8 protein-coding genes are annotated in these 13,991 nt (G+C 63.4%); 3 read left to right on the forward strand and 5 right to left on the reverse strand.

The window, feature by feature from the left end:
• Positions 1 to 49 precede the first annotated feature (49 nt).
• The gene (locus CXX84_RS01155; protein ID WP_223252944.1) at positions 50 to 4,123 is read left to right on the forward strand and encodes an FtsK/SpoIIIE domain-containing protein; all 4,074 of its coding nucleotides are present in this window, start codon (positions 50 to 52) and stop codon (positions 4,121 to 4,123) included.
• 24 nt (positions 4,124 to 4,147) lie between these two features.
• Here CXX84_RS01155 and CXX84_RS01160 read toward each other — a convergent pair whose 3' ends face one another.
• A complete protein-coding gene (locus tag CXX84_RS01160) occupies positions 4,148 to 4,636 on the reverse strand; it encodes a hypothetical protein (RefSeq protein WP_411266182.1) in 489 nt (162 codons plus the stop codon).
• 230 nt (positions 4,637 to 4,866) lie between these two features.
• Between CXX84_RS01160 and CXX84_RS01165 the strand changes: the two genes are divergently transcribed.
• Complete coding sequence (locus CXX84_RS01165; protein WP_015937605.1) at positions 4,867 to 5,115, forward strand: WhiB family transcriptional regulator; 249 nt, start codon at positions 4,867 to 4,869, stop codon at positions 5,113 to 5,115.
• A 123-nt stretch (positions 5,116 to 5,238) separates the two neighbouring features.
• On the opposite strand, the gene CXX84_RS01170 is transcribed toward CXX84_RS01165, so the two are convergent.
• From CXX84_RS01170 to CXX84_RS01185, 4 genes are read right to left on the reverse strand one after another with little or no spacing between them, the layout of a single operon-like run.
• The gene (locus tag CXX84_RS01170; RefSeq protein ID WP_102974902.1) at positions 5,239 to 6,705 is read right to left on the reverse strand and encodes a sensor histidine kinase; all 1,467 of its coding nucleotides are present in this window, start codon (positions 6,703 to 6,705) and stop codon (positions 5,239 to 5,241) included.
• Positions 6,706 to 6,733: 28 nt separating this feature from the next.
• Positions 6,734 to 11,587, reverse strand: a complete 4,854-nt coding sequence (locus tag CXX84_RS01175; protein WP_102974903.1) for an NAD-glutamate dehydrogenase — start codon at positions 11,585 to 11,587, stop codon at positions 6,734 to 6,736.
• Between the two features lie 57 nt (positions 11,588 to 11,644).
• Positions 11,645 to 12,952: a CpaE family protein gene (locus tag CXX84_RS01180; protein WP_102974904.1), complete on the reverse strand. Its 1,308-nt coding sequence runs from the start codon at positions 12,950 to 12,952 to the stop codon at positions 11,645 to 11,647.
• Complete coding sequence (locus CXX84_RS01185; RefSeq protein WP_102974905.1) at positions 12,949 to 13,590, reverse strand: hypothetical protein; 642 nt, start codon at positions 13,588 to 13,590, stop codon at positions 12,949 to 12,951. The genes CXX84_RS01180 and CXX84_RS01185 overlap by 4 nt, the downstream gene beginning before the upstream one ends.
• 154 nt (positions 13,591 to 13,744) lie before the next feature.
• Here CXX84_RS01185 and CXX84_RS01190 point away from each other — a divergent pair, with 154 nt between their 5' ends.
• Positions 13,745 to 13,960 carry a helix-turn-helix domain-containing protein gene (locus CXX84_RS01190; RefSeq protein WP_102974906.1) on the forward strand — a complete coding sequence of 72 codons (216 nt, stop codon included), beginning with the start codon at positions 13,745 to 13,747 and terminating at the stop codon, positions 13,958 to 13,960.
• Positions 13,961 to 13,991: the final 31 nt, after the last annotated feature.

Below are 13,991 nucleotides of genomic sequence, written 5' to 3' on the forward strand. Positions count from 1 at the left end.
CTTAGCCATGACACTCCACTGCACCTTGGTCGGAAGCCCGCAGTCGCGGATGGCCGGGAAGGCCCTAGAGCTTTCCGTCACAGCCCCTCCCGGAACATCCGGTGCGAGCATCCATGCCGAACTCGTCCGAAGGTTTGGCACGGGGGCAGTCTCCGTTGGTGGGGAGGACCTGTGTTCCCTAAACATCGGAACGGCGCCGCTCGTGACGGGAGCCCTCCTGGTCGATCTCGGAAGTCAACCAGTAACCCGGAAAGCACGTCGGCGTCCCCCTCCCGATCCCCCTGCTCCCATTGCCTTGGCTGTTCACACCGGCGCCGGAGCAGGCACTCTGGTCCCCCTGCAGCGTGGCACGTACACAGTGGGCAGAAGCAACACCCGGATTGTGCTTCCTGACCCTGAGCTCTCCCGGGAACATGCCCGCCTGGTGGTGACCGAGAAGGACATTCTGATCATCGATCTAGGCAGCGCCAACGGCACCTACGTCGACGGCGAAAGGGTTCGGCACGCCATCATCACCACGGCTTCTTCCTTCCGTTGCGGGAGTTCAACGATGTCACTGGTCTTTTTGGATGCCCCGGACAAATCGCTTGCCGACGCCGGCACCTCAGTTCAGGATCCAATTACCGTTTCGGGTCAGCCGGAGTCCGGGAACCGCGGTGTCCTCCTGCTGACCGCAGCGCTCCCCCTGGTCATCGGCGTAGGACTCGCGTTGTTCACCGGCATGTGGATGTTCCTTGCTTTTGCGCTGGTCTCAGCAGTCTCGGTGCTGATCCCGCTTATTTCGGGGCTCCGCCACCGGCGCCAGTACAACGAAAAAATCAAGGCAGCAACGGCCCAGGACCACAAGCGGCGGCAGCGGGCAGGCCCCTCATTGGCGCTGCTCGTACTGGCCGCACGGCAAGGGCAGCCCGCCGCCGCAGCACCTGGGGAAGGCGGGGTGTGGTTGCGGCTGGGGCAGGCGCCGCAGGCCGCCAACCTGAAAGTAGGGTCCGGGAACATCTCATCCGGCATTCCCTCTGCCGGCGAAGTGCCCGTGATGCTGGACCCCGGTAACGCCCACACGATCTTCCGCGGACCCTGCACTGTGACGCAGGCAATGGTCCAGGCCCTCATAATGCAACTAAGCGGGTATCCCTGTGGCAGCCGAACAAGAATTGTCGTTTCCGGCCACCCAAAGCGCATTCCCCTCGCTGCCCGCTTTCTCCCAAGTGTGATTCTCGCAGGCTCTCGTGAGTCATGCCTGCGAGCGCTCACCGACGGGTTCACCGGTGACCATGAGCGCGGGGTCCTCCTGCTCATGACGAGTTGGGGCGAGGACGACGCCGGGCCCAGCGAGACAGCACGACAGTTGGGCTGGCAGGTACTCGAGTTCCACCCGGCTGACAGTCCTCGCGGCGTCTATGACGTGGAACTCATCGAAAGGCAGTCGCGCCTGCGGGAACCAGGCCGCGAGCTTGGCTTTGTCCCTGACCTGGCACCTGATGACGTGTTCAACAACTTTTGCAGAAGCTTGGCGGCCTCTCCGACCCGACTGGACCGCACCGGGGACTCAGTCCCCTGTGTCTGCAGGCTGGAGGAGGTACTGCCACTCTCCCTCGTGGATACAGCGAGCCGGTGGACCTCAAGTGGCATCAACGCCGGGCTGGCCTTTCCCCTGGGGCTTGGGGCTACAGGGCCCATGATCCTGGACCTTCAAACCGACGGTCCGCACCTGCTGGTTGCGGGAACCACCGGCTCGGGCAAATCTGAACTGCTCCGCAGCCTGGCGCTGGCCCTGACGCTAAGTCATCCGCCGGACCGGGTCAATTTCCTCTTTATCGATTTCAAGGGCGGCGCTGGTCTTGGTCCCCTGGCCGGACTGGTTCACTGCGTGGGCGTACTGACCGACCTGTCAGCCCACGAGCTCGAACGAACTCTGGCGTCGCTGAGGGCCGAAATCAGGTTACGGGAGGAAGTCCTCGCTGCTGCCCAGGTCCCGGACCTCGCCGGGTACATGCCCACGCCTGCTTCGCGAAAACTACCACTCCCTCATCTGGTCATAGTCATTGATGAGTTCCGTATGCTCGTCGATGATGCGCCGGATGTACTCCGTGAGCTCATGCGCATCGCCTCCATCGGCCGCTCGCTTGGACTTCACCTGGTCATGGCGACCCAACGGCCTCAAGGCGCGTTGACCGCTGATATCCGTGCGAACGTCACCTCCAGCATCGCTCTCCGCGTCCAATCCGAGATGGAGTCCCACGACATCATTAACACGAAGGCGGCCGCAGGAATAGGCCTTAACACACCCGGGCGCGCCTTCATCGCCCGCGGTATGGAGACACCCCAGGAATTCCAGGCTGCATCGACCGTTCGAGCCGTCCCTGATGCCGGGCCGGAAGTGGTCAAGGTACAGCTCACGAGCGACTACCTGGTTGCGCGGGACATTCTTCCGGCCACACCCGAAGCCGCACCTGACCCAACACCGGCACAGGCAGCAGCCCCTCTCGTCGCGATGGTTCGAGATCTTTGGACATCACAGGGAGGAGCAGCACCACGCCTGCCGGTAGCCCCTCCTCTCCCACAGAAGATCACCTGCGCAGAGGCTGATGGTGCCCGGAAGCCAGCAGTTGAATCCGGCGGGCTGACCGTCGCTTTGGGTCTCCTGGACGTGCCGGATCAGCAGCTCATCAAACCCTTGGTCTGGAGCCCGGCGAGGGACAGCCACCTTGCGTTGATAGGAGGTCCGGGATCCGGCGCAGCAGAGGCTCTTGAGCTGGCGGCCCACGGAGTGGCGTACGGCACGGACTCCCACTGCTACTTCCTGGACTCGGCGGGCGCGTTCCTTGGCCTGGCCGCACACCCGCGAACGGGAGCCCATGCAGGGCCCCATGAGCTGCGGCGGGCCGTCCGCATCCTTGAGCGACTGAACCAGGAAATGGCTGCCAGACTCAGCAACCCCAATCACGGCGGCGTTCCACTTGTTCTCGTCATGTCCGGCTGGGGCTCGTGGCTGTCGGCTTTTCGATCGGGTCTGCTGGCCTGGGCTGAGGACCTGGTGCAGGATCTTGTCCGCGACGGCAGCCGGGCTGGAATCACAATCGCTCTTTCCGGTGACCGTGAGCTGGTCACCGCCAGGTTCTGCGGGTCCCTGCCCAACCGTATCTACTTCCCCACCGGCTCCAACGAGGACAGCAGGATCGCCTGGCCAAGGATGCCCTCGACCGCACACGTCAAGGGCCGAGGGGTCGCGTTTGGTTCCATCGCCTCCGGTAGCGCAGTTGTTTGCCAGCTCTACGAACACACCATCGGCAGCCCTCCCCCTTGGGGCACCGGCAGTACCAGGAGAATCCGGCCCGGGAAGCGGCCTTTCCGGGTGGAGCCGCTCCCCTCCTCACTTCCAGTCTGCGAGGTTAAGGCCACCATGGAGAGAGCCCGGGAGATCACATCGGAAACTGAACCTGGACCTCCTCCGGCAGGAGATTCAGAAGCCCTGACGAAGGAAGCAAGGGTGGCAGCAACGGAAAAAACCACGGCTCCTACTGTTGAGCGCATCCCCGCAATGCACAAGGAAGACCGCGGCCCCGTCTCAACGGAGGTGTTTCTAGGTGTGGGTGGCGACGAACTGCACCCGGTCTCCTTCCGGATTCCGCAAGGAGGGGTTTTCGCGGTGCTGGGAGGAGCCTCGTCCGGTAAAACTAACGTCCTGCAGGCCCTGCAGGCCCTCAACCCTGGAACGGACCGCTGGCTTTGGCCCGGCAGCTCAACTGACCCTGGCGAATTCTGGAAAAGTGCGCTCCTTAGGGCCAAAGCGGGGGAAGTGCCAGGGGCAGCGGCGCTGCTGGTGGACGACATCGACCTGTTACCTGCGGGCGCCCTGCTGGACCTTTCCGAACTGCACGGGTTGGGCCACGCAGTGGTCCTTACCGCTAGCTACAGTCCCTTGTTGCTCCAACGCGTTCCGCTGGTCATGGACTCGCGTGCCGCCGGGAGCGGGCTCCTGCTGTCCCCGCGAACAACAGCAGAGGGCGACCTTTTCGGGGTCCGCTTCGACATTGAACCGAATCCTCCTGCCGGCAGGGGTGTGCTGGTTTCCCGGGGAAACTCAACTCCAGTCCAGGTAGCTTGGGCAGGCACCCAATAGCAGGGATGCAGGAGGGAAAGTCAACTAAAGCGCCGGGGTCGACCCTCCTGTGCGCGAGGCGTAACGGAGCACCTTGTTCTGGAACAGGAGCACGATCGCGGTGATTGCCGGGAGCAGCATCGCGAGGCCGGGAATTAGCAGGCCATTGCTGAGCGTGGGGAATCCGATGGTCAGGGCGAAGAGCTGCGCCACAAGTGCAGCAGCCCGGGTCCAGCGGTAGCCACGGTAGAGGAAGACGGCAACCGAGTAGAGCCAAACTGAAAAAGCCAGCAGCAGCACAAGGGTAAAAACTGCTCCCCAGAAGGACAGGACCGGGCTCCCCACCGCCAGTTGGTACCCGTACAAGCCGGCTGCAGCCAGAAGCACGGTGGCTTCCAACGCCACCACCAGGGCGACGACAACCACCGCCGGCGGCCTGGCGCTCCGGGCATTCCCATCAGGCTGGTCCCGGCCCTGCCCTGGTTCTTCGGAGGGGGACGGGGAGCTGGCCGGGTTTACTGGGGGTCTTGACACACTGGCACCCTACCGGACATAGTCGGACAGTGGCTGGGGCAAGCGGCGCTGGTGTGATGTATCGCTCAGCTTTCCGCGCATATCAAGTCTTATTACCTCTTGTTTACATGGCGTTAACATGACAGGCTTGATCCAGATGACCAAGGGGGCCCTGCCGGGCCCTTTTCCTTTGTAGCCACTAGTGAATAATTTCACAAAGGCTTTTCCCAGAATTGGAGCAACTGATCAGCATGGATTGGCGTAACCGCGCAGCGTGCCTCGAAAAGGACCCTGAACTCTTCTTCCCCGTCGGGAACACCGGGCCGGCCCTTCTGCAGATCGAGGAAGCAAAAAGCGTTTGCCGCCGGTGCCCCGTAGTGGATACCTGCCTGCAGTGGGCCCTTGAATCCGGCCAGGATGCAGGCGTTTGGGGCGGCATGAGCGAGGACGAGCGGCGGGCGCTCAAGCGCCGCGCCGCCCGCGCCCGCCGCGCTTCCTGAGCAGTCCGGAAAGATTAGAGCGATGGCCCCGGCCGCAACCTCAGAGGTTGCGGCCGGGGCCATCGCCTTTAACAGCTCAGGCTGAGCGGGGGCTTCCACCCCATCCGCTTTCCAGGCTTGGACCTACTTGCCGGCCAGGCTGAGCCGGATCTTGACTGCAGTGCCGCCGCCTTCGCGCGGCTGCCACTGGATAGTCCCGCCCAGTTCGCTCGTCACCAGAGTGCGCACGATCTGAAGACCAAGCCCCTCAACGTGAGGTGTTTCAGGGAGCCCCACACCGTCGTCGGCAATGGTTACGGTGAGCTCCTCGCCGTCATCCCCCTCGGACCGGTCAGCGATAAGCCACACTGTCCCGGCCCTGCCTTCGAGCCCGTGCTCCACGGCGTTGGTCACCAGTTCGTTGATAACCAGGGCAAGCGGTGTGGCAAGGTCGCTCGGCAGCTCCCCAAAAGTCCCCGACCGTTCAGTCCTGACCTGTTGGGACGGAGAGGCAACTTCGGCTGAAAGCCGGAACTGCCGCCCGATCAGCTCATCAAAGTCCACGCTCTGGGTCAGTCCCTGGGACAGGGTCTCATGGACCAGTGCGATGGTGGCTACACGGCGCATGGCCTGCTCGAGCCCCTGTTTTGCTTCGTCGCTGACCATCCGGCGGGACTGCATGCGGAGCAGCGCAGCGACAGTCTGAAGATTGTTTTTGACGCGGTGGTGGATCTCGCGGATGGTGGCATCCTTGGTCACCAGTTCCATCTCGCGGCGGCGCAGCTCGGACACATCGCGGCAGAGGACCAGCGCGCCAAAACGCTCCTGTTCGTCACGCAGCGGAATCGCGCGCAACGACAGGCTCACGCCCCGTGATTCAATTTCACTGCGCCAGGGCATCCGGCCGGTGACCACCAGAGGCAGCGTTTCGTCCACCAGGCGGCGGTCCTTGAGCAGGCCTGCGGTTACCTCAGCGAGGGAACGGCCCTCAAGGGACTCCCCGTCACCCAGCCGCCTGAACGCAGAAACACCGTTGGGACTGGCGTACTGCACGACGCCCTCGGCATCCAGCCTGATCAGACCGTCACCTACCCGTGGGGCACCGCGGCGGGACCCGGTGGGTGAGGCAAAGTCCGGCCACAACCCCAGCGTGCCCATCCGCAGAAGATCGTAGGCGCACTGGCGATAGGTGAGCTCAAGGCGCGAGGGCATCCGGGAGCTGGAAAGGTCCATGTGGGTGGTAACAACGGCCAGGGTACGCCCGTTGCGGACCATAGGGACCGCTTCCACCCGGAGTGCCATGTCGCTGCTCCAGTTGGTTTCGCTGGAGCGCTCAATGGAGCGGCTGTTCCAGGCCTTATCCACGAGGGGCTGCAGGTCGGACCGGATGCCCTCCCCCACAAAGTCACCATGGAACACGGTGTGCGTCGTGGAGGGCCGTACGTGGGCAAGAGCTATGTAGCCCAGCTCGGGGTGGGGGAACCACAGCGCAAGGTCAGCGAACGCAAGGTCCGCAACCATTTGCCAGTCCCCCACCAGGAGGTGCAGCCATTCGGCATCCCCCGGCCCAAAATCAGCGTGTTCCCTGATGGGGTCCGTAAAGATTGCCACTGCACCTCCATTTGCGACGCCGTACCTGCTAGCGCCGGACGATTGACCTCAAGAGCCTCAATGCTACCGACAGTGACGCCATATCGTCGGCCTCAAGCGAATTGACCTCGTCAAACATGCTCTTCGCCCTGCTGAGCTGTTCCGCATTCTGGCCCTCCCAGTCCTTCAGCCGCGCCTCCGGCGACTCAGCGGGCGCGGTGGCGTCCAGCACCGCCGTCGTCATATCCGAAATAGTGGAGTACAGGTCATCCCGAAGGGCGGCCCTGGCCAGGGCCTGCCACCTGTCCTGCCGGGGCAGGCTGCTGATGCGCTCGAGCAATGAGTCTGCGTGGAAGCGGTTGAAGACGGTGTAGTAGACGGCCGCGATTTCCTCCACCGGGTCCTTGCGCACGTGGGCGATTTTAGCAATGTCCAGCAGCACGAAGCTTTCGAAAAGCTCCGCCCACCGCAGGGCAAGTCCTTCCGGCAGTTCCCACTCGCGTGCGTTCTCCAGCCACGCGGCAACCCTTTCCCGATCATCGCCACGCAGGAACTCGAGGAGGCGGGCACGCATCGGCTCCATGACCGGTTTGAACTCGGACACCACCTCGGCGATCGGCCGCGACAGCGTGCCCTGGCCCAGGAGCCAGCGGACAGCCCGGTCCAGCAGCCGCCGGATGTCCAGGTGTACCGTACTCCAGTGCTCCGTCGGGAAGGAGGCCGGGAGGTTGTTCAGCTCCGCCACCATGACGTCCAGGTCGTAGACCTCCCGCAGTGCAACAAACGCCTTGGCGACTGCCACTTCGCTGGCGGACGTCTCTTCCATGACCCGGAACGCGAACGTGATGCCGCCGAGATTGATCATGTCATTGGCAACCACGGTGGCGATGATCTCGCGCCGCAGCGGATGGGTATCCAACTCGGCGTCAAAGCGCTCGCGCAACTGCCTGGGGAAGTAGGCGCGCAAAGTCTGCCTGAACCAGGGGTCATCGGCGAGGTCGCTTTCCCGCAGCGCGGTTGCCAGCTCGATCTTCGCATAGGCGGCCAGCACTGACAGCTCCGGGGATGTGAGCCCCTGCCCCTGCTGCAGCCTCTCGCGGAGTGTCTCCGTTGTGGGAAGCGCTTCGAGCTCCCGCTTCAGGTCCGCCTTCTTCTCCAGCCAGTCCATCAGCCGTTCGTAGCTCGGGCTCCACTCGGCAACCCTGGTCCGGTCATTGAGCAGCAGGATGTTCTGGTCAATGTTGTCCTCGAGCACCAGCCGGCCCACTTCGTCGGTCATCGACGCCAGGAAACCGGCGCGTTCTTCCGCCGACAGTTTTCCGGCGGCAACCATCCGGTCCACAAAGATCTTGATATTCACTTCATGGTCGGAGCAGTCGACGCCCGCGGAGTTGTCGATCGCGTCCGTATTGAGGATGACCCCCTGCAGTGCCGCTTCGATGCGTCCGCGCTGCGTCATGCCGAGGTTTCCGCCTTCGCCCACCACCTTGACGCGCAGGTCGCGCCCGTCGACGCGGATGGCGTCGTTGGCTTTGTCCCCCACCATGGCGTTGGTCTCGGTGCTCGCCTTGACGTAGGTACCGATGCCGCCGTTGTAGAGCAGGTCCGCGGGGGCCAGCAGAATCGCACGGAGCAGTTCCGGCGGGCTGAGTTCGCTCGTTCCGGCCGGCAGGCCCAGCGCTGCCTGTACCGGGGGGGACACCGGGATGGACTTGGCCTGGCGGGGGAAGACGCCGCCGCCTTCACTGATCAGCGCCTTGTTGTAGTCATCCCAGGAGGACCTCGGCAGCTCGAACAACCGCTGCCGTTCCACGAACGAGGCTTCCTCATCCGGGGTGGGATCGAGGAAGATGTGCCGGTGGTCGAAGGCAGCGAGGAGGCGGATATGGCGGGACAGCAGCATGCCGTTGCCGAACACATCACCTGACATGTCGCCTACCCCGACGACGGTGAACGGCTGGGTCTGGGTGTCAAGGTCCAGCTCGCTGAAGTGGCGTTTCACCGACTCCCAGGCGCCGCGGGCTGTGATGCCCATGGCCTTGTGGTCGTAGCCCACGGAGCCGCCGGACGCGAACGCGTCCCCCAGCCAGAATCCGTACTCCGCGGCCAGCCCGTTGGCGATGTCCGAGAACGTCGCGGTGCCCTTGTCGGCAGCCACCACGAGGTACGAATCGTCGTCGTCGTGCCTGATAACGTCCGACGGCGGCACGAGCCTTTCGTTGTCGCCTTCAGTTACAAGGTTGTCGGTGATGTCGAGCAGGCCTCGGATGAAAGTCTTGTAGCTTTCGATTCCCTCCGCCATCCAGGCGGCGCGGTCGACGGTGGGGTCCGGAAGCTTCTTGGCAAAGAATCCGCCCTTGGCCCCCGTGGGCACGATGACAGCGTTCTTCACTGTTTGCGCTTTCACCAGCCCCAGGACCTCGGTGCGGAAATCCTCGCGCCGGTCGGACCAGCGCAGCCCGCCGCGCGCCACCTTGCCAAAGCGGAGATGGGCGCCCTCAACCCGCGGTGAGTAGACCCAGATCTCGAACATGGGACGCGGGAACGGCAGGCCGTCGATCTGCGCAGGGTCCAGCTTAAAGCTCAGGTGCGGCTTGTCCTGGTAGTAGTTGGTCCGGAGGGTCGCCTCGATCAGGTTCATGAACGTCCGCAGGACCCTGTCGGCGTCGAGTGTTGCCACCTTTTCAATGGACGCTTCCAGGTCCCGGCGGGCCGCATCCTTGGCCTCCGTGCGCTGTTCGACGGCCAGGGACGGATCAAACCGGGCGGCAAACAGCGCATTGAGCCCTTTGGTCACACGAGGGTTCGCCAGCAGGGTGTCGGCCATGAATCCGAATGAGTTGGTGTTGCCCATCTGGCGCATGTACCGGGCATAGGCCCGCAACACGGTGACCTGCCGCCATTGCAGTCCCTCCCTCAAGACGAGCCGGTCAAAGCTGTCCGACTCGGCCGCGCCGGTGACCGCAGCTCCGAAGGAATCGGCAAGCAACGGCCCGGTTGCCAGCGGATCCACCTTGGCGGGGTACTTCAGTCCCAGGTCGTACAAGAAGAAATCGCGGCTGTCAGCTGTTTCGATCTCGAAGGGCCGCTCGTCCAGGACCTCCAGGCCGAGGTTGTGGAAGTAGGGAAGGATCTGGCTGAGACTCTTGGGCTCCAGCATGTAGAGCTTGACGCGTGCGTCTTCCTCCAGCGTTGCGCCGGCTCCTTCCGGGAGGTAGACGTGGACGCCGGGCTGCTCCTGGACGGTGCCTTCGGCCCGTTCCGCAGCCGCGCCGTACTTCTCGAAACGCGCAATGTCTTCGAGGGCGTCCTCGACCTCGTAGTCGACCCGGTAGCTGGCAGGGAAGGCCTCTGACCAAATGGCGGCAAGCTCCTTCGCCTCGGCGACGTCCCGCCCCTCGCGCAGGACTTCCGCGATGCCTTCGCTCCAGGAACGGGCAGCCCGGACAAGGCGTTTTTCCAGTTCTTCCACATTGACGTCGCTGACCTCTGCGTTCTTAGGCAGCCGGATGCGGAAGAACAACCGCGCGAGCGCCGACTCGGTCATGCGGGCTTCGTAGTCGATGGAAACGGCCTGGAACGTTTCGCGGAGTTCCTGCTCAATGCGAAGCCGGACGTTGGTGGTGTACCTGTCCCTGGGGAGGTACACCACCGCCGACATGAACCGGCCGTAAATGTCAGGCCGGAGGAAAAGCCTGGTGCGGCGCCGCTCCTGCAGCTTCTGGATCCCAAGAGCAGTGGCTGCCAAATCCGGAACCTCGATTTGGAACAGTTCATCCCGGGGATAGGTTTCGAGGATGCCCAGCAGGTCCTTGCCTGAGTGGGAGTCAGGCGGGAAGCCGGCGCTTTGAAGCACCGCATCGACTTTTTCCCGCACAATAGGAATGTCCCGGACTGAGCCGGTATAGGCGCTGGTCGCAAAGAGGCCTATGAAGCGGCGTTCACCGTTGACGTTGCCTGCCGCATCAAAGCTCTTGATCCCGATGTAGTCCAGGTACGCCGAACGGTGGACTGTAGACCGGGAGTTCGCCTTCGTGATGACCAGCGCTCGTTTCTCCCGCGCTTTTTGCCGTCCGGTGTCCGTGAGGTGCTGGATGTGGGGGGACTCCTCGGAAGCCCGCAGCAGCCCGAGCCCACTGTCCTCCCGCAGCTCCAGGACGTCTTCTCCGTCGACGTTGACCAGGTCATACTCCCTGTAGCCCAGGAAGGTGAAGTTTCCGTTATCCAGCCAGCGCAGGAGGTCCTGCGCCTGCCGCAGTTCCGCAATCTGCGCGGCATTCGCAATCTGGTCCAGGCTTTCGGCAATCTGCACAGCCCGGTGCCGCATTTTCGGCCAGTCCTCGACGGCGGCGCGAACATCTTTCAGGACCCGCTCAAGACCCCCCAGGAGGGCTGCTTTTGCTTCTTCGGAGACGCGGTTAATTTCGACCGCGATCCATGACTCCATGTGCGAGGCGTTTTCACCCTGCGCAATCAGATGGGAGAGGTTGGGCATGGCGGCCGTGTCACCGCTGGATATTCCGAGGTGAGCGGGAACCCTGTTTACCCTGGCAAGCCCGCCGTTGTCCTGGTGCCGGGTGGCGACGAACAGAGGGTGGATGACCAGCTTGATGGCTGCGTGCTGCCGCACAAGCTCGGCGTTTACTGAATCAACCAGGAAAGGCATGTCATCCGTGACAACGAAGACGACGCTGCTGTCTTCTTCGTCCATAATGGCAACCTTCGCCTGGCCCGGGTGCCGGACAGAGGCAACGTCCCGGTGATACGCCGCCCGTGCCACCAGCACGTCCCGCGGGTAGGTTCGGGCGTCCTCTTCGGCTAGGTGCTGGTAGTAGTCCCCGATGAAACCTTCATCGGTTTCAACAGAAAGGGGCTGATCCTCCACGCTGGATCCAGACGACATCGACAAACGCCTCCATCACAAGATATTTGCTGCACCATTGCAGCTCTTATGGCGAGCCTAGTCCTTCATCCGGCGCCTTGCTGTGGAAGAAAAGACAGAGGATTTCCGTTTTTGCTGGGCGGATGCACAAACGAGTTCGCGGATGGCATGGCGCAGCGGAGAATCGGGAGCGGCTTCAAGCAGCAGCGCGCCTCCCAGCAGTGCAGCGTCCGCCGCGCCGGCATCATAGGGCAGGAACCCCTTCAGTTCGGTTGCCGGACCAAACCGTTCCCACGCGTCCCTCAACTGCCGCTCGGGGCCTCTTCCCACGGAGGAAGAACGCACCCTGTTCATCACCACAATCGGCGATGCCTGCGGAACTGCTTCTGTGAGCTCGGCCAGACCCCGCACCAGCCTCGGCACTCCAACCGGATCTGCCGCGCCGACCGCAAAGACAGTGTCTGCGACTTCCAGGGACCGCAGGGTGGCGGCATTCCGGCGTGGGGCCATGGTGTCGAAGCTGAGTTCCTCGTCTGCTTCCAGGCAGAATCCGGCGTCCACCACAATGATGTCGGCGATCTGGCGGGCGCGTTCAAGCACCAGGCCGAGGGCAGGCGCCCGCAGCTCCGTCCAGCGGTCTGCGCGGGTAATGCCGGTGAGCACCCTGAAGGTTCCACACTTCGTCACCACCGGCGCAGCAATTTTTTCAAGGGCTGCTGCATCCAGCAGACCCTGGTCCGCCAGTCTGCAGGCCTGGGCCAGGCCAGCAGACTCATCGAGGAGTCCGAGGACGGCGGCAATGCTTGCGCCGTAGCTGTCGGCGTCGACGAGGATTACCTCCTTTCCATCTGCAGCCAGCTCACCGGCCATATTGGCAGCCAGCGTGGTCCGCCCTGGTGCTCCCGCCGGTCCCCAAACAGCGATGACTCTGCCGCGCCCGGGCTTTTCGGGTCCGGCCGGCGGCTCGGCCAGCACCGGCTTTAGGGCAGCACCGGGATCAGCGATACTGCTTCTGAGGGCAGCACCAGGTCCCGTTCCCGTGTACTGGGCCACCGCCTCCGCAATCCTGTCTGACAGGTCTGCGGAGTCGACTCCGGTCAGGGCCGAGGCCACTCCTATTGTCCGCAGCCTGGCTGCTTCCTCGGCATTGTCGGTCAAGGCAATAATCGCCACGCCCACTGCCGAGAGCCGGTCCACCAGGGATGACGTCAGCCCTTCGGTTCCTTCCGCTACCACGGCAGCCCGGGCAAGTCCGCTTTGGCATGCTGCCAGGAGTTCGGGAAGCTCGGCGCACCTCCGGACCACGGTGACCGGCCCATGGAGCCGTTCAAGTCCGCCGACCAGATCCTCGCGGCTCTGGCCAACAGTAATGACCGGGATGCTCATCTGCCGCCGCCCGGGTTCCAGACCACCGAAATCTTCGCCTGGTTGGCCTGGGCCCCGAGCAATGCCGGCATCTGGCCGTCCTCCACCAGCACCATCAGGACAGTCTTCTTTGAAGATCCCAATGTTGCGGAGCCGGCTGATATCTCCGCAATTTCGGCTCCGGACAAAAGGAGTTTCGGTTCGCTGAAGCCGTTGCGCGCGTCCGGCTGCGCGACCCAGACATCCACTCTGGCGCCTTCTGTCGCCTGCTCCGGGAGCGTCTCTTCAATCGAGAGGGCTACCGGCTTTCGGTCGAGTTCATCTGCGGAGCCAAGGCTGGCACGAGGAACCAGCTGGTCCTTGCCTATGCGCTGAACAGCCACCGCATCTTCCGGCAGCCCCGATTCCGCCGTGATGTACTGGTTCTCGGTAGCGCCCAAACGAACCTTCGCCCGCACCACGTTGTCCTGGCTCAGCTTTTCCCCCACGGCAATCCCGTCCCGTGCAGCGAATACTTCTGTTGTGCGGTCCGCACTGCTGACGAGGAGAACGACGCCGGCGACGGAAACAAGGACCAGGAGAATACCCACCAGAAGACGGGGGTCTTTCCACGAGGGCCGCTTTAGCCGTGCCGCCGCGGCCGATGAATCAGGAACCATAGAATTTTCTCCCCCTATGCGCGCCGGCCCTGTTCGCCATGCGCGGACCCCCTCATTGTTACCGCCCGGGCGTCTGAACAAAAGTCAAAAACGTAAACTTCGCCAATCTGTGGATAACAGCAGCACCCCTGCCGATCAATGGCAAAATGGATGCATGCCCAGGTTCCTTACGCTCGCAGATGTCGCCGAGCAGCTTCAGATTAATTCACCTGCCGCCTACGCACTTGTCCGCAGCGGAGAACTGAAGGCTATCCAGGTTGGCGGCCGGGGCCAGTGGCGGGTTGAAGAAAAGATGTTGGAGCAGTACATCGAGGAACGCTACGCCGAGGCCAGCCGGATTATCCAGGAGAATAAGTCAAAGTCAGTGTGAGCCGGGCACCGGGAATCCGCCCTGCCGGTCT

Source organism: Arthrobacter sp. AFG7.2 (assembly GCF_002892835.1).
Taxonomy (GTDB): domain Bacteria; phylum Actinomycetota; class Actinomycetes; order Actinomycetales; family Micrococcaceae; genus Arthrobacter.